Origin of the sequence: Rhodovulum marinum, from assembly GCF_004343075.1 — a bacterium.
GTDB classification, from domain to species: Bacteria; Pseudomonadota; Alphaproteobacteria; order Rhodobacterales; family Rhodobacteraceae; genus Rhodovulum; species Rhodovulum marinum.
Map to the genome: position 1 here is coordinate 236,572 of NZ_SLXP01000004.1, position 21,833 is coordinate 258,404.

22 protein-coding genes and 4 pseudogenes are annotated in these 21,833 nt (G+C 64.4%); 20 read left to right on the forward strand and 6 right to left on the reverse strand.

Features of this window, described 5'->3' with window-relative positions; all coding sequences use genetic code 11:
• Positions 1-21: 21 nt before the first annotated feature.
• Positions 22-219, forward strand: a complete 198-nt coding sequence (locus EV662_RS08870; protein ID WP_132461804.1) for a hypothetical protein — start codon at positions 22-24, stop codon at positions 217-219.
• A 276-nt stretch (positions 220-495) separates the two neighbouring features.
• Here EV662_RS08870 and EV662_RS19875 read toward each other — a convergent pair.
• From EV662_RS19875 to EV662_RS20045, 3 genes and pseudogenes are all read right to left on the reverse strand, one after another.
• Positions 496-1,985 (reverse strand): annotated as a pseudogene (locus EV662_RS19875) (hydantoinase B/oxoprolinase family protein).
• On the reverse strand, positions 1,886-2,833 hold the full coding sequence (locus EV662_RS08880; protein ID WP_279533247.1) for a hydantoinase/oxoprolinase family protein: 948 nt from the start codon (positions 2,831-2,833) through the stop codon (positions 1,886-1,888). The pseudogene EV662_RS19875 and the gene EV662_RS08880 overlap by 100 nt, the downstream one beginning before the upstream one ends.
• Positions 2,812-2,997, reverse strand: a complete 186-nt coding sequence (locus EV662_RS20045; protein WP_279533248.1) for a hydantoinase/oxoprolinase family protein — start codon at positions 2,995-2,997, stop codon at positions 2,812-2,814. Before EV662_RS20045 ends, EV662_RS08880 begins: the two co-directional genes overlap by 22 nt.
• A 331-nt stretch (positions 2,998-3,328) precedes the next feature.
• On the opposite strand from EV662_RS20045, the gene EV662_RS08885 reads away from it, so the two are divergent.
• The 6 genes from EV662_RS08885 to EV662_RS08910 all read left to right on the forward strand — a co-directional run bounded on the left by EV662_RS08885 (position 3,329) and on the right by EV662_RS08910 (position 9,354).
• On the forward strand, positions 3,329-4,693 hold the full coding sequence (locus EV662_RS08885) for a hypothetical protein (RefSeq protein WP_132461805.1): 1,365 nt from the start codon (positions 3,329-3,331) through the stop codon (positions 4,691-4,693).
• 87 nt (positions 4,694-4,780) lie between these two features.
• Positions 4,781-6,076, forward strand: coding sequence for an ABC transporter substrate-binding protein (locus EV662_RS08890; RefSeq protein WP_132461806.1), 1,296 nt, complete (start codon positions 4,781-4,783; stop codon positions 6,074-6,076).
• Positions 6,077-6,082: 6 nt separating this feature from the next.
• Positions 6,083-7,009 carry a branched-chain amino acid ABC transporter permease gene (locus tag EV662_RS08895; protein ID WP_132461807.1) on the forward strand — a complete coding sequence of 309 codons (927 nt, stop codon included), beginning with the start codon at positions 6,083-6,085 and terminating at the stop codon, positions 7,007-7,009.
• A complete protein-coding gene (locus tag EV662_RS08900) occupies positions 7,006-7,944 on the forward strand; it encodes a branched-chain amino acid ABC transporter permease (RefSeq protein WP_132461808.1) in 939 nt (312 codons plus the stop codon). The genes EV662_RS08895 and EV662_RS08900 overlap by 4 nt, the downstream gene beginning before the upstream one ends.
• A complete protein-coding gene (locus tag EV662_RS08905) occupies positions 7,941-8,666 on the forward strand; it encodes an ABC transporter ATP-binding protein (RefSeq protein ID WP_132461809.1) in 726 nt (241 codons plus the stop codon). Before EV662_RS08900 ends, EV662_RS08905 begins: the two co-directional genes overlap by 4 nt.
• Entirely contained in the window at positions 8,659-9,354 is a 696-nt protein-coding gene (locus tag EV662_RS08910) for an ABC transporter ATP-binding protein (RefSeq protein ID WP_132461810.1), read from the forward strand. The genes EV662_RS08905 and EV662_RS08910 overlap by 8 nt, the downstream gene beginning before the upstream one ends.
• 3 nt (positions 9,355-9,357) lie before the next feature.
• On the opposite strand, the gene EV662_RS08915 is transcribed toward EV662_RS08910, so the two are convergent.
• Complete coding sequence (locus EV662_RS08915; protein WP_132461811.1) at positions 9,358-9,555, reverse strand: hypothetical protein; 198 nt, start codon at positions 9,553-9,555, stop codon at positions 9,358-9,360.
• Positions 9,556-9,894: 339 nt separating this feature from the next.
• Here EV662_RS08915 and EV662_RS08920 point away from each other — a divergent pair, with 339 nt between their 5' ends.
• Entirely contained in the window at positions 9,895-11,967 is a 2,073-nt protein-coding gene (locus EV662_RS08920) for a methyl-accepting chemotaxis protein (protein WP_132461812.1), read from the forward strand.
• Positions 11,968-12,265: 298 nt separating this feature from the next.
• Here EV662_RS08920 and EV662_RS19885 read toward each other — a convergent pair.
• Positions 12,266-12,475 (reverse strand): annotated as a pseudogene (locus EV662_RS19885) (DDE-type integrase/transposase/recombinase); the annotation flags it as partial.
• Positions 12,476-12,482: 7 nt separating this feature from the next.
• Here EV662_RS19885 and EV662_RS19890 point away from each other — a divergent pair.
• The 11 genes and pseudogenes from EV662_RS19890 to EV662_RS08970 form a co-directional block, all read left to right on the forward strand.
• Positions 12,483-12,794 (forward strand): annotated as a pseudogene (locus tag EV662_RS19890) (DDE-type integrase/transposase/recombinase); the annotation flags it as partial.
• Positions 12,795-12,877: 83 nt separating this feature from the next.
• Positions 12,878-13,282: an IS66-like element accessory protein TnpA gene (tnpA, locus tag EV662_RS08930; protein WP_132461814.1), complete on the forward strand. Its 405-nt coding sequence runs from the start codon at positions 12,878-12,880 to the stop codon at positions 13,280-13,282.
• Positions 13,279-13,422, forward strand: coding sequence for a hypothetical protein (locus tag EV662_RS19895; RefSeq protein WP_243695811.1), 144 nt, complete (start codon positions 13,279-13,281; stop codon positions 13,420-13,422). Before tnpA ends, EV662_RS19895 begins: the two co-directional genes overlap by 4 nt.
• A 6-nt stretch (positions 13,423-13,428) precedes the next feature.
• Positions 13,429-14,284, forward strand: a pseudogene (gene tnpC / locus EV662_RS08935) (IS66 family transposase); the annotation flags it as partial.
• Positions 14,285-14,317: 33 nt separating this feature from the next.
• Positions 14,318-14,644 carry an integrase core domain-containing protein gene (locus EV662_RS08940; RefSeq protein WP_132461815.1) on the forward strand — a complete coding sequence of 109 codons (327 nt, stop codon included), beginning with the start codon at positions 14,318-14,320 and terminating at the stop codon, positions 14,642-14,644.
• A 664-nt stretch (positions 14,645-15,308) separates the two neighbouring features.
• Positions 15,309-15,593, forward strand: coding sequence for a hypothetical protein (locus EV662_RS08945; RefSeq protein ID WP_132461816.1), 285 nt, complete (start codon positions 15,309-15,311; stop codon positions 15,591-15,593).
• Positions 15,593-15,961: a response regulator gene (locus EV662_RS08950; protein WP_132461817.1), complete on the forward strand. Its 369-nt coding sequence runs from the start codon at positions 15,593-15,595 to the stop codon at positions 15,959-15,961. The genes EV662_RS08945 and EV662_RS08950 overlap by 1 nt, the downstream gene beginning before the upstream one ends.
• A 2-nt stretch (positions 15,962-15,963) precedes the next feature.
• Positions 15,964-18,198, forward strand: a complete 2,235-nt coding sequence (locus tag EV662_RS08955) for a chemotaxis protein CheA (protein WP_132461818.1) — start codon at positions 15,964-15,966, stop codon at positions 18,196-18,198.
• Positions 18,173-18,640 (forward strand): chemotaxis protein CheW, encoded by a 468-nt coding sequence (locus tag EV662_RS08960; protein ID WP_132461819.1) that lies wholly within the window; start codon positions 18,173-18,175, stop codon positions 18,638-18,640. Before EV662_RS08955 ends, EV662_RS08960 begins: the two co-directional genes overlap by 26 nt.
• Positions 18,637-19,539, forward strand: a complete 903-nt coding sequence (locus tag EV662_RS08965; RefSeq protein WP_132461820.1) for a CheR family methyltransferase — start codon at positions 18,637-18,639, stop codon at positions 19,537-19,539. Before EV662_RS08960 ends, EV662_RS08965 begins: the two co-directional genes overlap by 4 nt.
• Positions 19,540-19,541: 2 nt before the next feature.
• The gene (locus EV662_RS08970; RefSeq protein WP_132461821.1) at positions 19,542-19,928 is read left to right on the forward strand and encodes a response regulator; all 387 of its coding nucleotides are present in this window, start codon (positions 19,542-19,544) and stop codon (positions 19,926-19,928) included.
• 59 nt (positions 19,929-19,987) lie between these two features.
• Here the strand turns inward: EV662_RS08970 and EV662_RS08975 are convergent, their stop codons facing one another.
• The gene (locus EV662_RS08975) at positions 19,988-20,287 is read right to left on the reverse strand and encodes a hypothetical protein (protein WP_132461822.1); all 300 of its coding nucleotides are present in this window, start codon (positions 20,285-20,287) and stop codon (positions 19,988-19,990) included.
• A gap of 83 nt (positions 20,288-20,370) precedes the next feature.
• Between EV662_RS08975 and EV662_RS08980 the strand changes: the two genes are divergently transcribed.
• On the forward strand, positions 20,371-21,833 hold a 1,463-nt coding region (locus EV662_RS08980), incomplete at its 3' end, for a cache domain-containing protein (protein WP_132461823.1).

A 21,833-nucleotide genomic window follows, 5' to 3' on the forward strand; every position in this document is an offset into this window, starting at 1 on the left:
TGACGTGAAGGAGGTGGCGATATGACAACCGTTCTGATGCTGATCGTGGCGCTGTCGTCTCCGGCGGCCCTGTCCAAGCCGCCGGCCTGCACGCCGGTGATCCGAAACGTGGCGGGACAGGAAATCTATTGCTGCACCACGGTCAAAGGCGAGCAGTGCTGTTCGCCCAGCCTGGATAACCAGGGCCAGCCCACCGGTTGCGATTGTCGGCCGAACTGACGGCGGCGGTCTGCGTCAGCTGTCCGCGCGGCATGCGGCACGCAGCCTTGCGGTGGCCAAGGCTTTGATCCGGGGCGGGTTGCCATCCAGCACCACACCGAAACAGGTCTCTGGCTTGGTCGGCGGTATAACGGTCCAGATGCACATCTTCGGCCACCGCCTGCGGATCACGCTGCAGCGGATCGCCATAGCCGCCGCCCCGGGGGTGCGGACCCACACCCGGTCACCCGGCGCCAGCGGAATGTCCTGTGCCTTGGACAGGTGTTCCGGGACTTCCTAGCGCCCGTTCCGCGTGCGCATGAAACGGTTCGGCGCCCAGTCCGCGCGACCCAGCGCGCCCTGCGGCCCGAACCGGCCGTGATCCATCACGAAGCTTGCCCGCGCCGTGCCGCGCCTGAGTTCCAGTTCGTAATCGAGGCCCAGACCGCCGCGCTGCCGCCCGGCCCCGCCCGAGCCCTCGTGCAGCCGGTAATGGCGATAGAGCACCGGGAATTTCTGTTCCATGATCTCGATCGGCGGGGCCTTGGAAATTCCGATGGTCGAACAGCCATTGGCCAGCCCTTAATGGTCGGCATTGCCGCCATAGCCGCCGCCCGACAGCCGATACATCACGTAATCGGCGCCACGTTCGGGGGCGTGGCCGCCCGGCGCGAAATTGCCCGAGGTGCCCGCAGGCGTGGCGGTCACGCGGTTGGGCAGGGCGTTCACCAATGCGGCGAACACCGCCTCGGCGATGCGCTGGCTGACCTCGGCGGAACAGCCCGACACGGGGCGCGGATACCTGGCATTCAGAAAGGTGCCTTGGTGGCCGGTCACCTTCAGCGGTTCGAAGGCGCTGGCGCTGATCGGGATTTCAGGCGCGATATGGCGCATCGCCAGGTAGACCTAGGACAGCGTGGTCGCCTCGACCGAGTTCATGGGGCCCGCGCAGGGCGGCGAGGACCCGGCGAAATCGAACACCAGATTGCCGCCCGCGCGCTGACCGCACAGCCGGATTTCCAGCGTTTCGTTCACCACCCCGTCGCTGTCGATATAGGCGACCGCCCGATGCGCGCCTTCGGGGATCGTCGCGATAAAGGTTCGCATCTGGCTTGCCGCGCGGGTGCGTAGTTCCGCGATGGCCGCGCGCACCGTGTCGTCGCCGTAGCTATCCCGCACTTCGGTTCGTCTTGCCTTGCCCACGCTCAGCGCGGCGGCCTGCGCCTTGATGTCCGCGATCCGCTGGTCGGCCACGCGGATATTGGAACAGATGATCTGGTAGATCTCGCGATCCATCTGGCCGCGCTTGAACAGCTTGACGGGGGGCAGGCGCAGCCCCTCTTGTTCGACGCTGGTGGCCGAAGCGGAAAAGCCCCCGGCACCGCGCCGCCGGTGTTGGGCCAGTGCCCTGTGTTCGACAACGAGCAAAAGACCTCGCCGCCGCGATAGAAGGGGCGTGCCAAGCGCACGTCCATCAGGTGCGTGCCGCCCGGATAGGGGTCGTTGACGATACAGGTATCACCCGGTTCGGGCGGAGCGGTCTGCCCGGCCGCGATGCGTTCGATCAGCACGCGGGTGGAGTATTGCATCGTGCCCACAAACACCGGCAGCCCGCCCGCGCCCTGGGCGATCAGCGCGCCGTCCCTGGCCGAATAGATCCCTTCCGAGCGGTCATTGGCCTCGGCGATCACCGGCGAGAGGGCCATGCGCGAAAACGAAAGGTCCATCGCGTCGCGGACCTGGGCCAATCCCGCCTGGATGACCGAAAGGGTGATCGGGTCAAGCATCGCCGCCCCCGATGCTGATGATCAGGGGCTAGTGTCGCCTTGCGCCCGGCGGGGTCGATCAGCGTCGACAGGTCAAGCCCGTGTCGCTCTCCGGTGACCGAGCAATTGGCGTTCACGACGGCGGTTTGTCCCTCGCCCAACTCGACCCGGAAGCGTGCGAAATAGGCGTCGGCAAAGCGCGCCCGCAAGGTTTCGCGGTCGGTGACCGGCCCGTCCCGCGCGACCCGCAACAGGTGGGTCTGACCGAGGAACTGCGTGTCGATGGGCGTGTTCAGCGTGGTGACGAAGTCGTGTCGCAGGTCGGTCGCCACGCAGCCCACCGCGTTGGCGATCCCCGGCGGGCAAGGCACGCGGATCCGCTGGAAGCCCAGTTCGCGCGCCAGTGCCGAGGCATGGAGTGGCCCGGCCCAGCCAAAGCCCCGCAATACGAATTCGTGCGGGTCCGAGCCCAGGGACGCCGACACCATCCGGATCGCACCCGCCAACTTGACGTTGGCCAGATGAATCACCGCCTCGACCGCGCCCACCGCGTCCAGTCCCAGCGGTTGCCCAAGGCGGCCCTCGAACACCGCTGCCATCCTGTCCCGCGCCGTCCCCGCGGCGACCGAGCGTAGTCTGCCCGGGTCGAGACGTCCCAAAAGCAGGTTGGCATCGGAGATCGTGGGGTCGACCCCGCCGCGCCTGCAACAGATCGGCCCCGGATGCGCGCCGGCGCGTTCGGGGCCCACCTCCAGAAGGCCGGCCGCGGTCACCCGCGCGATCCAGCCGCCACTCGCACCCACTGTGCGCACATCGACCATCGTTACGTGGATCGGCAGCGCGTATTTCACCGCGGTCTCGTTCGGCACGGGCGGCGCTGCCCCCGGATCAGCGCGACATCGGTCGAGGTGCCGCCCATGTCATAGGTGATCAACCCGCTGATCCCGGCGCGCCGCCCTATATGGGCCGCAGCCTTCACCCCCGAGGCCGGACCCGAGATCACCGTCTTGGCTGCCTTGCGCGCCGAGACCATGCCGCCAGCCGCACCGCGCCGCTGCAAGGAACCAGCAGGACAAGATCGGTGAAGGTGCCCCCCAAGTCGTTCCCCGCCACCTGACCGGGCTGTGCCGGACCCATCGGTCGCCGCTCGGAAACCGTTTGCGCGCAAACGAGTTCCGGCCCACGCCAGCGTAGTCAACATGGCTGTCTTTTTCCTTGGCCGGCCTACTCCCGCCAAAGGCAAGCCCGAGCCGGCGGCCTGCGCGCCGGCGAGACAGAGGCATGCGCCGCAGGCGCGCGATCGGGTCATGGCCCTGCGACAGCTTCCGCGTTTTCCGTTACGCGAAAATCGCTCATGCTGCGGTATGGCCGTTCTTCTCTTGCTGCTCGCTTCCCTCATCCCCGGCGCCGCGCTCGCCCACGCGACCGAGGGCGGTCTGGTCTTGCTTTTGCCCACCGACCTTTACATCGCGGGCGGCACCGCCGCGGTGGCGCTCACGCTCATCCTCGTGGTGTTGCTGCCCGACCGGGCGGCCCTCGCTCTGTTCCGCCCGCTGCCGCTCTTGAAAAGCCGGGGGCGGGCGCCCGCATTGACCAGTTTCTTGTCCTTCCTTGCGCTGGTCGGGCTGGTGATCCTTGGGCTGATCGGGGCCCATAACCCGATGAAAAACCCGCTCTCGCTCGCTGTCTGGAGCCTGTTCTGGGTGGTTCTGGTGCTTGTCCAGGGGTTGGTTTTCGATTTCTGGCGTTGGATCGGGCCGTGGCGCGGCCCCCATGCACTCTTGCGCCGCCCGCGCCTGATGTGTCTGCCGGGCTGGGTCGGCCATTGGCCCGCTTTGTTCAGTTTCGCCGCCTTCGCGGCCGTTCTGCTTGCCCACCCGGCGCCCGCCGATCCCGAGCGGCTGGCCGCGATGGTCGCCTGCTACTGGGGTTTTCACTTTGCCATGACCGTTGTCTTCGGGCCGAAATGGCTGCGCCGGGGCGAGGGGCTGAGTGTGCTGATGCACGCCTATGCGCTGGTCGCACCCTTCGGCAAGGTGCGCGGGCGCACCCGTCTGGGGCTGCATGGCTGGAAAGTGTTGGCACGACCCGCGCCGCCCCTCACGCTGGCGCTCTTCATGGTCGCGCTGTTGGCCGTGGGCAGCTATGACGGGCTGCATGAGACTTTCTGGTGGTTCGCGCAACTGGGCTGGAACCCGTTGGAATTTCCCGGCCGCAGCATGGTGGTTCGGGAAAACCTTGCCGGGCTCGTGGCCGCGCTGCTCCTTCTGCCGCTGATCTACGCGACCGCCATCGCCGCCGGTTTGGCCCTTGTCGGCGATCTCTCGCGCTTCGGATATGCCTTCTGCGCCTTCGCGCCCGCGCTCTTGCCGATCGCGCTGGGCTATCATTTTGCCCATTACCTGCCGGTGCTTCTGGTCGAGGGGCAATACATGCTTGCTGTCGCCAACGATCCGCTCGACACGGGCGCGCATCTGCTGGGGCTCGACCATGTCCATGTGACCACCAGCTTTTTCAACACCCATGACACGGTGCGGATGATCTTCATCGCGCAGGCCGGGGCCATCGTGATCGGCCATGCGATCGCCATCGTGCTCAGCCACGCGCTGGCCGCGCGGATGCTGGGCGATGCGCGCAAGGCCGCGCTTTCGCAGGCGCCGTTGGCGTTGTTCATGGTGGCTTACACGCTGTTCGGGCTGTGGCTGCTGGCCTCGCCCCGGGGGGTCTGAAACGTCCTGGACCGTGGACAAAGTATGAAACCGCCGACAGACTGCCGACTGACAAGAAAAAGCCGTCTACCTTTAGGGATGAGTGCCATGACCGATATCAAGACCGGCCCCGCCAACCCGTCGCGCCGCACGGCGATCAAGACCCTTGCCGGTGCAGGCGCTGCCGCGGCCAGCCTGCCGCTCTGGGCGCGCTACACCCATGCGCAGACCGCCGAACCGATCAGGATCGGCTTCCAGATGCATGCGACCGGTATCGGCTCGGCCTATGGCCGCTGGTATGACCGCACCACCCAGGCCGCGGCCCGGCTGATCAACGAGGCGGGCGGAATCAATGGCCGTCCGGTCGAGATCATCACCGAGGATGACGGCACCGACCCCAAGCGCGGCGCCGAGGTGGTCGAGAAATTCGCCAACCAGCACAAGTGCGACATCGCCTATGGCACGCTTTTCAGCCATGTCGTCATCGGCTCGGCGCCCCGGGCGGGCGAACTGAAACTGCCTTATTTCGTGGTCTCCGAGGGGCACCACGTCGCCAGCGGCATGCTGAACCGCTGGACCGTCCAGCCCGGCATCACCGACGTGAAAAGCCAGGTGAAGTCGATGGCGCCCTTCGTGGCCGAAAACCTCGGAAAAAAGGTTACGATGATCTTTCCCGACTACGCCTTCGGGCACGATCACCGGGATTTCTTCTCGGAAGCCATTGCCGAGCAGGGCGGCGAGGTCATCGCCAAGCTGGCGATCCCGCCCTCGGAAACCTCGTTTACCAAGTATTTCGCCAAGATCCCCCGCGAAACCGAGGTGATCTATCACGTCATGGTCGGCCCCGCCGTGCTGACCTTCGTCAAGGAGATGGGCGAGTTCTTCGGCCCCTCGCGGCCGCAGATCTTCGGCTTCATCGACAGTCTGGAAGCGGTGGACCTTGCCAGCCCCGGCCTTGAATTCCTCGAAGGTACCTATTTCTGGGAGGGCATGCCGCGCTACGCCCAGCCCGACCAGACCGAGTTCGACAAGCATTACCGCGAGGCCATCGGCATCGACGAGAACGGCGCCTCGGTGAACGATCCGAAGGACGTCTCGACCTATGCCCACATGTTCGGCTGCTGGGAGACGCTGTATGTCATCAAGGCCGGGATGGAGGCCGCCGGTTACGCCGGCCCGCAAGATCGGCAAAAGCTGATCGAGGCGGTCGAGGCGATGACCGAATGGCCGGAATCGAACGAACATCCGCAGGGGCCCAAGCTTTTCAACGGCAAGACCCACCAGGTGTTCGGGCCGCAATATATCTCGGTGGTGGAAAACAGCCGGCTGAAGGTCGTGCAAACCGCCGCGATGGAGACGGGCTTCTATCCCGACGAGGTGGATTACACGACGCAGTCCTTCTGATCCCGCGTGGACTTCGGCCCCCACCTTCTGCTTGCCGCGATCGAGGGCGCGGTGACGGCCGCTGTCCTTGCGCTGATGGCGGCCGGGCTGAGCCTTGTGTTCGGCGTCATGCGCGTGGTGAACGTCGCCCATGGCGAGTTCTACATGCTGGGCGCGGTGCTGGCCTGGGTGGTGGCCTCGACGCTGGGGGCCCATCCCGCGCTGGGCTTCGTGGCGGCGCTGGCGATTGCGCCGCTGATCGTCGGCGCGGTCGCGGCGGCGGCGGATATGACGGTGCTGAAACGGCTCGACTACGACCCCGAGCGCACCATCGTCGCCACCATCGGGCTGTTGTATATCCTCCAGCAACTGACGCTGATGGGCTATGGCCCCGAGGCCCGGCCCGTCGCGCCGCCCTTCAACCAGCGCCTTGCGCTGCCCTGGGTGGAATGGGGTGACGGGGGGGTGCAGCTTTACTGGCCCTGGGGGCTGTCCGTCACCACCTACAAGCTGTTCGTGATCGGCGCGGCGGGGGCCGTTCTGGCCGGGCTATGGGCGCTGATGACGCGCACGCGGATCGGCCTGGTGATGCGCGCGACCCAGCTTGACGGCGAGATGGCGCTGGCCTTCGGCATCCCGGTGGAGCGCGTCTATGCGGGGGTCTTCGGCCTTGGCGCGGCGCTTGCGGCCCTTGCGGGCGTGCTGATCGTGCCGATCCAGCAGGCCCATTACCTGATGGGGGGCGATGCGCTGCTTCTGTCGTTCATCGTGGTCATCATCGGGGGCCTCGGCAGCCTTGCGGGCACCGTGATCGCCGCGATCCTGATCGGCATGTCGGACGGCATCATCTCGGTCTTCTTCTCGCCGACGTTGGCCAAGATCATCGCGACGCTTCTGGTGGCCTTCGTTCTGGTGTTCCGCCCGCAGGGCCTGATGGGGAAACCGCCCCGATGAGCGCGCGGGTATTTGCGCTCCATGGCGGTCTGATCGCGGTGCTTTTGGCGCTGCATTTCCTGTTGCCGGTCTATCACCACGGCAACTTTGCCCGCGTGATGGTGCTGGCCTGTTACGCCATCGGCTACAACGTGCTCTTCGGCTATACGGGGCTGCTCAGCCTCGGCCACGCGATGTTCTTTGCCGCCGGCATGTATGGCATGGGGCTGCCCTTGCATTACCTCGGGATCGGGGCGGAACTGGCCTTTCTCGCGGGGCTCGCCTCGGCCGCTTTGCTGGCCCTTGTCGTGGGCCTCTTGGCGCTGCGCACCGTGGGTGTGGCCTTCATGATCGTCACCCTGATGTTCTCCGAGGCGGTCTACCTGACGATCCTGCTGGCGGGCCGCTGGACCCGTGGCGACGAGGGGCTGGTGCTGGCCCGCCCCGAGCGGGTGTTCCTCGGCCTCGACCTGTCGAACCCCGATATCCGCTATCTCGTGGCGCTCGGGCTTTTCGCGCTGTGCCTTGTCGGCACGCTCTGGCTGGTGCGCCAACCCAGCGGTCGCGTCCTGATCGCGATCCGCGAGAATGAGGAACGCGCGCAGCTTCTGGGCTATGACATCTTCCGCCACAAGCTGGCCGCGGTGGTGATCTCGGGCACTATTTCGGGGGCGGCGGGGGCGGCCTACGGGCTGATGTTCGGCTATGTCGGCGCCAGTTTTGCCGAGGTGCAGTATTCGATCTTCCCGCTTCTGTGGGTACTTCTTGGGGGCGCGGGGACGATCATCGGCCCCTTCTTCGGCGTCCTTTTCATGTTTTATCTGATCGACCTGTCGTCCGGGCTGACCTCGGCCTACATGCTGATCGCGGGCGTGGCGCTGGTCCTGCTGACGCTGTTCGCGCCGCAAGGGCTGGCCGGTGAATTGCGCCGCCGCTGGGTCCGGTGGCTGCCATGAGCGCGCTTCTCTCCACCCGCGCCTTGTCCAAATCCTTCGCGGGGCTGCGTGCCGTCCACGAGGTCGATTTCGACCTGGCCCCGGGCGAGATCCGCGCGTTGATCGGCCCCAACGGCGCGGGCAAGACCACCTTCGTGTCGATGCTGATCGGGCGGATCGCGCCCACATCGGGCACTATCGAATTCGATGGCCGCGACATCACCCGGCTGCCCGCCCATGCCCGCGTGGCCCTCGGCATGGCCTATACCTTCCAGATCACCAGCGTGTTCGCCCGCCTCGACGTTGCGGAAAACGTCGCGCTGGCCGCGCGCCGCAGGCTGGGGCGCGACCGGGCGGCGGTCGCGCGCGAAACCGAGGCGGCGCTGGAACGGGTCGGGCTTGGCCAGTATGGCGCGGCCCTGGCGGGCGATCTCAGCTATGGCCACCAGCGCCTTCTGGAGGTCGCGATGGGCCTCGCCCAGCGCCCGCGCCTGCTGATCCTCGACGAACCGACCCAAGGGCTTGCCGACAGTGAAATCGCCGGGTTCAACGCGCTGATCCGGGACCTTGCCGCCGAGACCACCATCCTGCTGATCGAGCATAACATGGACGTGGTGATGGAACTGGCCGACCGGATCACCGTGCTGAATTTCGGCGAGGTGCTGGCCGAGGGCACGCCCGCCGAGATCCATGCCAGCGCGGCCGTCCAGACGGCCTATCTGGGGACCGGGGCCGATGCTTGAGCTTGACGGCATCGACGCGGGCTATGGCCCGGTGCAGGTGCTGCGCGGGCTGTCGCTGACCGCGCGTCCCGGCGAAATCACCTGCCTTCTGGGACGGAACGGCGCGGGCAAGACCACCACGATGAAGGCGATCATGGGGCTTCTGCCGCTCACCGCCGGCCGCATCACGCTGGAGGGCGAAGACATTTCCCGACTGCCCGCCCACGAGGTGCCGAAACGCGGCATCGGCTATATCCCACAAGGGCGGCGGCTGTTTTCCGAACTGACCGTGGCGCAGAACCTTGAAATCGGGATGCGGGTGCGCCCCAGCCCGCCGCAAGTGCTGACCCGCGTGCTGGAGCTGTTCCCGCGGCTGGCCGACCGCATGGGGCAGCGCGCCGAGACGTTGTCGGGGGGCGAACAGCAGATGCTGGCCACGGCCCGGGCGCTGTGTCTCGAGCCACGCGTGCTGTTGCTGGACGAGCCGACCGAGGGTCTCCAACCCTCGATGATCGAGGCGATCCGGCAGGTGGTGGTGCGCATGAAATCCGAGGGCGTGGCGATCCTGCTGGTCGAACAGCGGCTCGACGCAGTGATGTCTTCGGCCGACCGGGTGGTGTTCATCGAGAACGGCCAGGTCCGCGATAACGCCGATGCCGCCGACCTGCGCGCCCGCCCCGAGATGTTGAAACGCTACCTTGGGGTCTGACGTTCAGCCCAGCTTTTCCAGCAGCGGTAGAAATACCGCCCGGTTCTCGGGCGAGAGTGGAGGCAAATTTTCGGCAGTGATCCCGTGCGCCGCCGGAGCCATCGCCTTGAACAGCCTTTGCACTCTGTCTGTGGCCCGAACCCGCACCCGGCGCCTGTCGGCGGGATCGGGGGCGGTTTCGCGCTGTTCCTTGGCGCGCATTCGCTCCAAAACGCCCTTGGCCGTTGGACCGCTGCCGGTTCATGCTGTGCGGCGGGATGTAAAGGGTGGCTTGCTCTGGCCGCAACCCTTCGACCGCCAGCCGGGCATCGACGTTCATGTCGTCTGAAATGCCCGCGGGCGGATGACCTGCGCCGAAGAGGCGATGCTGGCGACCCTGACGGCGATGATCGAGGCCATACGAATCGAACAGCGCACCTACCGCTCAGGGTACGGTCGGGCGCCCGGCGGTCGGTAAGGGCACCTTAACATGTTTCCTACAGCCTGCTTCCCCGAGTCGGTCCGGCAATCGGGCACGGCAGCCCTGCAGGGGAACATGCCATGACATTTCGTACCAAGATCGTCCTGTCGATTGCCGCGGCTGTGTTGATGACCGCTGTGCTTGTCCTTGTTCCGATGTTGATTGGTACGCAGGGATTGATCGGAAACGGTACCGCACGTGAACTGGAGCAGGTCGAGCTTCGGTTCCACGCAGCACTTGGCGACCGAATCGAAAGCGCGGTGACCAGTGCCGCACTTGTCGCCGGGATCCCGGATGTGCAGGCCGCGGCCGCCGCAAACGATCGCGACAAGCTGGCGGCCATGTTCGTTCCCGGTTTCGAACGCATGAAGCGCGAGCGTGGAATCGCACAATTTCAATTCCATCAGCCTGATGCCCATTCATTGCTGAGGGTGCACAAGCCGGGCAAGTTCGGAGACGATCTTTCCGGGTTTCGCCAGACCGTTGTCGAGGCGAATGCCCGGCGCATGCCGGTGGCGGGGCTGGAACGGGGGCGGGCGGGCCTCGGCATCCGCGGCATAGCGCCGGTCACCCATGACGGCGCCCATGTCGGCACGATCGAGATCGGGCTAGACCTAGACGAGGCTTTCTTTGCCGCACTGGTACAGGACACCGACACCCGGTTGGAATTCTACGTTCTGCCGGACCGCGCCATCGCCGGGTTTTCCGAGGCCGATGCGGAATTGCGCCGCACCAGCGCCAATTTTCCCGGCCCTGCGCTATTGGACCGAGATGCGGCGTTGGCGGCCAGCACGGCACCGACACCGCCGGCGATCGTCGAGATGGACGGTCAAAGCTATGCCGCACGTGCCTTCCCGGTAACCGATTTCTCGGGCGATCCGGCGGGGATCGTACATGTGCTGGTCCCGCGCGCGGCCTATCTGGCCATCGCCGGGCAAATGCGAAGCCTTGCCATTGGGGCGGCGCTTGTCGCGCTTTTGGCCGGGCTTGGGTTGGCGATCCTTCTGGCGGGCCGTATTTCGCATGCCCTGCGCGAGTTGATTGCCAGGATGAAACGCATGGCCGATGGCGATCTCGGCGTCGAATTCGCCGCGGGCTGCGCGCAGGGCGGCGAGCTGGGTGAGATGTGTGAAGCTCTGGTCCATTTCCGGGACGGGTTGATCGACGAACAGCGCCTTCAGCAAGAGCGCGAGACGGCCCAGGCGCATCAGAAGGCGGTGGTCGACCGGTTGGCCGAAGGGTTGCGCCGGCTTGCCGCGGGCGACATGGGCGCGACGATCGATTCCGAGTTGGGTAACGGGTATGAGGGGCTGCGCCGCGACTACAACGCTACTGTCTCAAGTCTGGCGATGCTGATCGCCGATATCTCGGACTCGGCGATGACGATTACCGGCAGCGTCGAGTCGATAAATTCGGCGGCGCATGACCTGTCGCGCCGCACCGAAAACGCGGCTGCAACGCTGGAAGAGACGGCCGCCGCGCTGCAGGACCTGACGACTTCGATCGGATCGACGGCCGAGGGCGCACGCGATGCCGACGAAATCGGCCGCGACGCCATCGCCAAGGCGAAATCGGGCGCCGATATCGTCGGCGAAACGGTGCGGGCAATGGGCGAGATCGACGCCTCGGCCGAGGAAATCGCGCGGATCATCCACGTGATCGACGATATCGCATTCCAGACCAACCTGCTGGCGCTGAACGCAGGCGTCGAGGCGGCGCGCGCTGGCGGCGCAGGCAGCGGCTTTGCCGTGGTCGCCTCCGAAGTGCGCGCGCTGGCGCTGCGAACCACGGAAGCCGCCCACGAGATCGGTGCACTGATCTCGTCCTCGGGCGAGAAGGTCAAGCAGGGCGTCGGCCTTGTCGGCCGGACGGGCGAGGCATTGGGGGCCATCGTCGAGGCGGTGGGTGGTGTGACCGAACGGGTCAGTGAAATCGCGAAACTCGCCGGCGAGCAGGCGGTTGGACTCGGCGAGGTGAATATCGCGGTTGGTCAGCTCGACCAGGTGACGCAACACAATGCGGCGATGTTCGAAGAGACGACCGCGGCAAGCGACACGCTGCAGAGTGAAGGAGAGCGGCTGCGTGCCCTGGTCGCGCGGTTCCAGGCTTCGGGGGCAGCGCCGAGTTCTGCCCTTCGTGCCCCGGCGGCCTGAGAAGGTTCTGTAACATCCTCGCACCCTCCGGAAAACGACCGCAGAATCTGGGCGGACTCGGTTCTGGGCCGGGTCTGCTTTCACCTTGGCCGGTCCAGGGTTGAAACCAGGAAGGCAAAGCCGGAGAAGCTGGCAAGAATCTTCGGACGGCGAAGGAAGGTCCCGCATTAAAATTTTATAAATTGTAAGAAATTTAGGGCCTTGTGGTGTTCGGCATAACGGTCGTCCGCGATCATCCCGCGCAGCGGCCCGAAGTCGCAGGCCGTCCCGACAATGAGATGTCAGTCGCCTGGCATCCTTTGCCGCGCCGCCAGACCGCCATCATCGGCGCATCCATGACCAGCGCGGCATCGCGATCCGCCTTCATGGACCAGCCAACAATGCGCCGCGAGATCGGATCCAGCACGACCGCGACATACAGCCAGCCCTTGGCGGTTCAGATATCGGTGAAGTCGGCCAGCCATTTCTGGTTTGGACGGTCGGCCTCGAAATCGCGGGCGAGGATGTTGTCGGCGCTACGCCGACTGATGTGCCTCATGGGGCTGATACCGATCTACCAGAAGCCCGACACGAGCAGGCCGGCGAAGGGCCACAAGACCTATTCCTCTCTGCTCATAGGACTGCCGATCGATAGTCCGAACCAGGTTTGGTGCGTGGATATCACCTATCTGCCTATGCGCCGTGGGTTCCTTTACCTCGTGGCGATCATGGACTGGCACACTTGCAAGGTCTTGGCCTCGCGCGTCTCGAACACGCTAAAGGCGGACTTCTGCGTCGAGGCAATGACCGAGGCCATTCACAATTTCGGCACACCCGAGATCATGAGTAATCGGGGCTTTATCCCCACTTTCCTGTGATTTTCCGGTTCTGCGAGTCCTTTCCTGTTGGATGACAGGGGTGGATTTTCTCCATGGAGACTATGACTGAGTTTCTCAGGTCACTGGGCGTGGTGATCTACGAGGACGGGCGGCGGCGCTGGCCGGATGAGGTGAAGGCGCGGGTTGTGGCGGAGACGCTGCTGCCGGGGGCGACGGTGAATGCCGTGGCCGCGCAGTATGAGCTGCGGCCGAACCACGTGTCGGAATGGCGGCGCCTGGCCCGCGACGGGAAGCTTGTGTTGCCAGCCCTTGATGACGAACCGTCGTTTGCGCCGCTGGTCCTGTGCGATGCCGGGATGTCGCCGGAAGGTCCGGCCAGCGCCACGGTGCCGGAGCGGATCGAGATCGTTTCCGGCGCGGTGCTGCTTCGGCTTGACGCGGCCACATCGGCCGGCCGGGTCGCCGAGATCGTGCGCGCGCTCGGGGCACCGGCATGATGATGCCCTCGCACAAGGTGCGCATCCTGGTGGCGACGCGGCCGGTCGATTTCCGCAAGGGGCATGACGGGCTGGCCGAACATCTGAAACGGTCCACCAAGCTCTTCATGGAGTTCGCAGGGGACCGTGGCGCCGCGTAAGCCCCGGAGAACGTCACAGCGCCGGTGCTGGACCCGGGGAAGGGCAAGACGAAAACCGGCTATCTCTGGGCGCTGGCCCGCGACGATCGATCATGGGGCGGGGACGATCCGCCCGGGGTGGTCTACTTCTACGCCCCCGGCCGCCACGGCCAGAACGCGGAAACCGTCCTGACCGGCTTTGATGGCATGCCTCACGGATCGACGGATATCCGGGCTATAACCGGCTGACCAGGCCGTCCCGGAAAGGCGGCGATCCGATCACCGTGGCGCATTGCTGGGCCCATGCGAGGCGCAAGCTGAAAGAGGTCTTCGACCGCGACGGCTCCGAGATCGCCGCCGTTCGCCATTGTGCTTGAACCAATGGCGCACCAATGGCTCGCCCTGCGCCGGATCGCCGAACTCTACGCGATCGAGAAAGACATCCGCGGCTGCGCCCCCGGCCAGCGCCTGTCGGCCCGTCAGGCCCGGGTCCGCACCTCTGGTCGCCGCCTTCGGCGAGTGGCTGCAAGCGCAACGCCTGCGCGTCTCCGCCAAGTCCCGCCTCGGCGAAAAGCTCGCCTATATCCATGACCATTGGGACGGGCTGCAGACCTTCCTGACCGACGGCCGCGTCGAGATCGACTCCAACGCCGTCGAAAATCTGGTTCGTCCGATTGCCCTGAATCGCAAGAATGCACTCTTCGCCGGTCATGACGAGGGCGGCAGAACTTGGGGCCGCATCGCCTCGCTGATCGAGACCTGCAAGATCAACGGCGTGGAGCCCTTCGCCTATCTCAAGGCCACCCTCGAGGCCATCGCGAACGGCCATCCCCAAAGCCGGCTCGACGACCTGCTCCCGTGGAACTTCCAGCCGTCAACCTGAAAACCGGGTGACCGTCAGACGACGCTTACGATCATGAACACCGATCAAGGTTCGCATTTCACGTCCTTCGCATGGACGGACCGGCTCCGCCGATCCGGCGTGCGCATCTCGATGGATGGGAAAGGCCGCTTCCTCGAGAACATCTTCTTCGAGAGGCTATGGCGCACCCTGAAATACGAGCGCGTCTGCCGGCACCCCTGGAAGACAGGGTCGGAGACAAGGGCGGCCATCCGGAAGCGGATGACCTTCTACAACCACCGGCACCCTCATTCAGCCCTGGGTGGCAAGCCACCGGCGCTGGCCTGTTGGCAGAGAAATGATATCAACCAACCTGGTCAGCAGGTGCAACGAGTAGCTTAAACTACGCCAGATCCTGTCCAGTGATCGGGGAGTAGCTCAGTCAGGCTGCGGCGAGAGGACCCGATGCCTTGAGACAGAGCCCCAAGTGCGCTCATCACACCGGTGTGAGCTTTGCGGATTGTGCAGGAGAGAAGGAGATATCCGAGATCGGGATCGCTGCTCGACGCCTTGAAAAGAGGCCCCCAAGCGGCAATTGCCCATCACTCGAACCGCGCCTGCGCTCCGGTTTACTTCCCGAATTCGGGCCGCAGGTCACGCTAAGGCGAGGTCGTCCGCGCCAGCCACGGTAAGGCCTTTCAACTGCCCGACGGTGCAGGCCCTCCCGATCCGTCGCGAGCGCGGCACGCGCCCGGCTTTGCCGACTTCGCGCAACCTGCGCAATTACGCGATTTTGTTTAAAAATAAGCTCGTTTCCCAGGCGGATTGATTCCCTGCATCTTCAGGGGTTTGCCGTCTGATCCGGCGGTTGATGACATGCACCCGCCATCGGTATGCCGCTGGGCGGCCAAAGATTCGGCCAATCCCCCGGTCATAGACCAAACGCCCCGCGTGGCGCCTCGCCGGATCACCTCAGCCCGGACGAGAGACGTTCACCAGTTCTTAGGCTTCGTGGGGGTAATCAGATTGAGGCATCGCATGACATGCAGCGTAACGGGGAATCGTCATGGACTCTGATCGTCAGATCGACCTCGACATAAACGATCCGGCTTGGGCCGACGCGCCCGGAGACATCGTAAAGTCCGTGCTCGGCGAGGGACCGCACAGCGTCACGGTCCGGGCGTCCGGCGCGCCCACGGCGCTGTCGGCCCAGGTTCTGACCGTGCTCCGGCGCCATGTCGAGGCTGGCGGCGGATCGTTTTCCGTTCCCGAACCGTCCGCCGATTTCGTCGAGGGGCTGACGCTTCTCGGCCTCCGCGACGCGATCCTCGGCCCCGAAGGAGTGCAGTAATGATCAACGTACTTGCCATCGACGATTCCCTCACCATCCGCGAGATGGTGCGCGAGGTCCTCAGTTCGGCGGGTTTTACCGTCACCACCGCCAATGATGGCGCCGATGGTGTCAGCGTGTTCGAACAGGATCAGTACGATGCGGTGATCACCGATATCAACATGCCCCGGATGGACGGTTTCGGCGTGATAGAACATATACGCGGCGGTGCGGTGAACACCCGGGTGCCGATCCTGGTTCTCACGACCGAAAGCGGCCCGGCACTGAAGGAACGCGCGCGAAAGGCCGGGGCGACCGGCTGGATCGTCAAGCCGTTCGAGGACGAGGGCCTGATCAACGTGATCCGCCGTGTGACGGGGGCCCGCTGACCATGTCGCGCGACGATCTCAAAGCCACGTTCTTCGCCGAGTGCGAGGATTTGCTGGAACAGCTGTCCGAGGGGTCTCAGGACATGATCGCCGGCACGGCCGGCGAAGAGACGGTGCACGCGATATTTCGGGCCGTGCATTCGATCAAGGGGGCGGCGGGGGCCTTCGGTCTGGAGAACCTGGTGACGTTCGCCCATTGCTTCGAAACGGTGCTCGACCGGGTTCGATCGGGTGATCTGGTGCCCGATACCGACGCGTTGCACACCATACTGCGCTCGGGCGACATGCTGGCCGATCTCGTGGAACTCGCGCAGACCGAAAGCGAAGAAATCCCCGAGGCAATGCCCGCGATCCTCGACAAGTTGAATGAACTGGCGGGTACCACAGCTGCGGGCGATGCCGACGATGCGGCGCCCCAGGAGGCACAAGCCGAAGAGGAGTTCTTTGGCTTTCAGCCATTGGTGCTCGACCCGATCGGTGACGAAGATGGGACCGGCGACCCGGCCGAAAGCCGTTTCCGTATTCGCCTTTCCGCGTCTTCCGACCTGTTCCGGAACGGCCATGACCCCGTGCTGCTATTTTCGGAACTCGCCGCGCTCGGCCAGGTCGAAACGCGCTGTGACCTTTCCGCATTGCCTGCCGCGGCTTCGTTCGACCCGGAACACTGCTATTTGAATTGGGACCTCACTGTGACCGGCCAGGTTACCGAGGCGGCCATTCGCGACGTTTTCATGTTTCTTGAGGATCTTTGCGAGATCGAGGAAATCGACGGCCCCGATACTGCCGACTCTGTCGCCGAAATCGAAACCGTCGCTGCGCCGACCGATCTGGACGCGCCAGTTGCCTCCGCAACGATGCCCGTGGCCGAGCCCGTTGCCCCGGCCGTCGCAGAGCCTCGGGCCCCGTTCGAGCAGGCGTTGGCCGCAACAAATGCCCCATCGCCGGCACCCATGGAACCGCCGTCCGCTGATCGAGCCAAAAGCACGGCCAAGGCCGCCGCATCGGTGCCGCAGACCACGCTTCGCGTCGACCCTGAACGGGTCGACCGTCTGATCAACACGGTGGGCGAACTGATCATCAACCAGGCTGTCATCGCGCAAAAGTTGATCGAAACTGGGCTTGCCTCGAATTCCGACATCATGGGGGATCTCGACGACTACCAGTATCTCGCGCGAGAGTTGCAGGAAGGCGTCATGGCGATCCGCGCCCAGCCGGTCAAACCCTTGTTCCAGCGAATGCAGCGGATCGTCCGCGAGGCCGCCGACGGGCTTGGCAAGGAAGTCGTGCTTGCCACCGAGGGCGAGGCGACCGAAATCGACAAGACCTTGGTCGAGCGTTTGGCCGAGCCGCTGACGCACATGATCCGCAACGCCGTGGATCATGGGATAGAAAGCCCCGAGAAACGAACGGCTGCAGGAAAACCCGCGCTGGGCACGATCCGGCTGTCGGCCGCGCATCGTTCGGGCGACGTCCTTATCGAGATTGCCGATGACGGCGCTGGGCTGAACCGAAAGCGTATTCTGGAAATCGCCGTATCCAAGGGCCTCGTCCCGCCCGACGCCAAGCTTTCCGAGGGCGAGATCGACAACCTCCTCTTCATGGCCGGTTTTTCGACGGCCGAGAAGGTAACCAACCTGTCGGGCCGCGGCGTGGGTATGGATGTGGTCAAGACTGCGATCACGTCGCTTGGCGGAAAGGTATCGATCTCCAGCCGGCCGGGCGAGGGCACGCAGTTCTCGATCTCCTTGCCGCTGACGCTTGCGGTGATGGACGGCATGGTCATCCACGCGGCCGGCCAGACCCTGGTTGCGCCACTTTCCAGCGTGTTGGAAACGATCCGCCCGCGCGCCCAGGACGTCGTGCCTTTCGGCCGTCAGGGCCGCCTGCTTTCGATCCGTGGCACTTACGTGCCGATCGTGCATCTCGGTCATCTTCTCGGCTTCACCGCCGACCCTTCGATCAGCGCCGACAACATCCTGATCCTGATCCGGTCGGAACATTCTGGTCAGGTCGCGCTGGCCGTAGATGACATTTCGGACCAACGCCAGGTGGTCGTGAAGAGTCTCGAGGGGAACTATGGCGCGATCGAGGGAATCTCGGCCGCCACCATCCTGGGCGATGGTCGCATCGCCCTGATCATCGATACCGATGCCATCCTGACCTTGGCCGGGGATCTCGGCCGGGACGTGTCGTTCAAAGAGGAGACGCAGCATGCCGAAACCGCAGCAATGGGCTGAGGATGAGGTGTTGGAGTTCGTGACGCTCAAGGCGGGCGGTCAGAGCTTCTGCATCGAGATCACGCAGATCCGTGAAATCCGGCGCTGGTCCCCTGTCACCGCGTTGCCCCAGGCCGAGGAGGCCGTGCTGGGCGTGATGAACCTGCGCGGTGCGGTGATCCCGATCGTGGATCTCGCGGCGCGGCTGGGCCTTGGTGAGTGTGATGCCTCTCCGCGCCATGTCATCATGGTGGTGGCGGTGGGCGACAAGACCGTCGGTCTTCTCGTCGACTCGGTGTCCGAGATTTTGACGGTGAGTGGCGAGCAGATCTGCGAAGCCCCCGCAATGGGTCGCGGTGACGTGCCGAACAGTATTCTCGGCCTGATCTCGGTCGAGGACGGGATGTCGCGCATCCTGTCGCCGTCTGTACTTTTGCCGCATGGGTTCAAGGAAGTCGCATGACCGCGCTGCCTGCCTCTTCTGCCTTCCGAAGGTCCGCGGACATCCCGTTTGACGAAAGCGATTTCGTCCGTATCGCCGGATTCGCGAAGTCGGAATACGGGTTACACCTCGAGCCGTCGAAGAAGGCGATGATCCACTCGCGGCTTGGCAAGCGGATCGTTACGCTTGGTCTGGACGACTTCACGGCCTACCACAATTATCTGCGCGCGAATCTCGAGGAAGAGGCCGACCATTTCATTTCGGTTCTGACTACGAATGTCACCCATTTCTTCCGCGAGCAGCATCACTTCACCCAACTTGAACGCGAGGTCCTGCCGCCGCTGATCGAACGGGCGCGGAACCGGGGGCGTGTACGGCTGTGGTCCGCAGGCTGCTCGACTGGTCAGGAACCCTATTCGCTGGCCGGCAGCGTGCTTGCGCTTTGTCCCGAGGCCGCCCGGCTTGATCTAAAGATCCTCGCGACGGATCTCGATCCCTTCGTACTCGACCGCGCCCAGGGCGCCACCTACCCAGCCGAGGAATGCAAGACCCCGCCGGGTGACTGGGAGGGACGAATTTTCGACGCCGCCGATCGCAAGCGACCGACACGCCAGATCCGTGCCGATGTGCGTGCACTCGTGGCCTTTCGCCGGCTCAACATCAACGGCTCATGGCCTATGTCCGGTCGGTTCGACGTTATCATGTGCCGCAACGTCGCGATCTATTTCGACAAGCCGACCCAGCAATCACTCTGGCACCGGTTCGCCGAAAAACTGCCGGCCGGCGGCATGCTGTTCATCGGTCATTCCGAGCGTGTCACCGGCCCGGCTGTCGAATTGCTCGAAACCGCCGGTGTCACCTCCTATCGCAAGCGCTCCGGGTCGGTGCCTCGCACCATACCCCAAGAAGGAAAGGATTGAAGATGTCGCTCAAGGATTCCATTCGCGTCATGGTCGTGGACGATATGGCCGTGAGCCGTGGTCTTGTCACGCAGTCACTCGAAGAGATCGGCATTTATCAGATCAGCGCCGAGAACAATGGCAAATCCGCGCTGAACCGGCTGGTCGCCGATCCTGTGCACCTGGTCCTGGCCGATCACAACATGCCCGGGATGGATGGTCTGCAGCTGCTCGAAGGGCTTCGGCGCAATCGCTCGACCCAGCGGATCGGATATATCCTTGTCACCGGAACGCCGACGCCCGAACTTATCCAGAAGGGCCAGCAGCTTGGTCTGAACAACCTTGTCAAGAAACCCTTCACGACCGCCACCATGAAGAAGGCGATCGAGGCCGTGGTGGGCCGGCTGTGAGCGGCGCGGACCCAACGCCGGGCTCCGAAGCGTCGGAGGCAATGGCACTGGATACGTTGCTATGTGGTCTGGGCAATGAACTCGACCACGCCGCCGAACTCCTTCGTCGCTATGAGCGTGCCGTTCTCGCCCACAAAGTCCTGCCTGGCCCCGGGGCGGGCGGCGCTCGCGAACTTCAATTGGTCGACCTCGTGATCCAGATTCTCGAGGACCTCGGCCCGCTCTCGCGCCATCTTGCTGCCGAGGTGCCGACCGGAACGGAAGTGCCGCGCGCCGTTGTTTGTGCGCTCCGGCTCGACCAGCTTCGGTCGGTTCTCGGGGGTCCTGCTCGCCGCGACACTCCCCATGTCGGCGGGCATATCGACGTCTTTTAGGACGTTTACTTCGGACGGCCTCCCGAACCGATGCGACGGTAACCGAATTTCAATCGTGGTGGGGCCGAATGGGGGCCAAGATCACCGCCGTGGAGGCTTGGGGCAACGCCATGCTGAAAAAAATTTTCGAAATGCCGATCAGCCGGCGACTGCCACTCTCGATCGCCGCGATCGTTCTTTCAGTCACCGGCTTCATGGGGTTCGTGCTTTACCAGAACGCCTATTTGTTGCAGCGCGACACCACTATCCACAGTCTTGAAACACTCGCCGGTGACCAGGCCGAGCGCATCGAAGACTGGTTCGCCAACATGCGGGGCCAGGTCGCCTCGGAAGCTTCGAGCCCATTCGTCGCCGCGACGATCCGGAATTTCCGTTTGGCTGTGCAGGTGGATGGTGGCTCGCTCGAACGGGCGCGGGTGTCCTATGTTGCGGCCAATCCGAAGCCGGCAAACCAGCGGCAGATGCTTTACGATGCCGGCGACGGCACCGCCTATTCCGCAGTGCACAAGTCGGTTCACCCACGTTTTGCAAGATCTCTTTCCGATCTGGGGTATGAGGACATCTTCCTTTTCGATCCAGACGGGCGCCTTCTGTATTCCGCGATGAAACGGTCGGATTTCGGCCAAGATTTTGATGCGTCACCCCTGGCCGATACCGGTCTCGGCATTGCGTTTCGTGCCGCTGCCGAAGCATCTGAAGGTCAGGTGGCGACCGTAGATTTCACCGCCTATGCTCCTGCGGCCGGCGCTCCGGCGGCCTTCATGGCAACGCCGGTCTTCGATCATCTTGGTTTGCGGATTGGTGTTCTGGCCATCCAGATTGCGGTCGACGAGCTTTCCTCTCTGGTGACAAGAGCCTCAGCGCTTGGTCAATTTGGTGACATGTATGTTCTCGGTCCGGATGGTGCGGCGCGCACGGTGTCCCGGTTCGACGGCCGGTTCGGAGTTCTAGAGCAACTGCCCCCTCGACCCTTCATAGCAGCCATACTTGGGGGCCAAACTGGTCCGTTTTACGGTGTCGAGGGGATTGCGCGCCGCGAGAGTCTCGCCTTTGCGGTGCCACTTGGTCTTGATTGGGCAGACTGGACGCTCGTCGCGGAACTGGACAAGGCCGAATATCAATCCAACCTGACGAATTTTCAGAAGAAGGTCGCGCTTTTCGTTGTGGTCGGCCTTTTCGTCGCACTGGTGATCAGTATCCTGGGCTCACGGACGATAACCGGTCCCCTCGCGTGCCTCGTACGCGCGATGGACGAGGTCGCTCGCGGTCGATACGATACCCAGATCCCAGTCGCTGACCGCGGCGACGAGCTTGGACTTCTTGGTCGCTCGCTAGCGGCTTTTCGCGACCGTCTTGCCGAAACCGACGAACTCGCCCGTGCCCGCGAGGCAGCTCGACTGGATCAGGACAGCGTGGTTGCGACCCTGAGTGCTTCACTGCAGCGCCTGTCTGCGGGGGATTTGTCGGAGTCCCTGGAGAAGCCATTCCCGGAGGATTACGAGCAGTTGCGGCATGATTTCAACGCGACGGT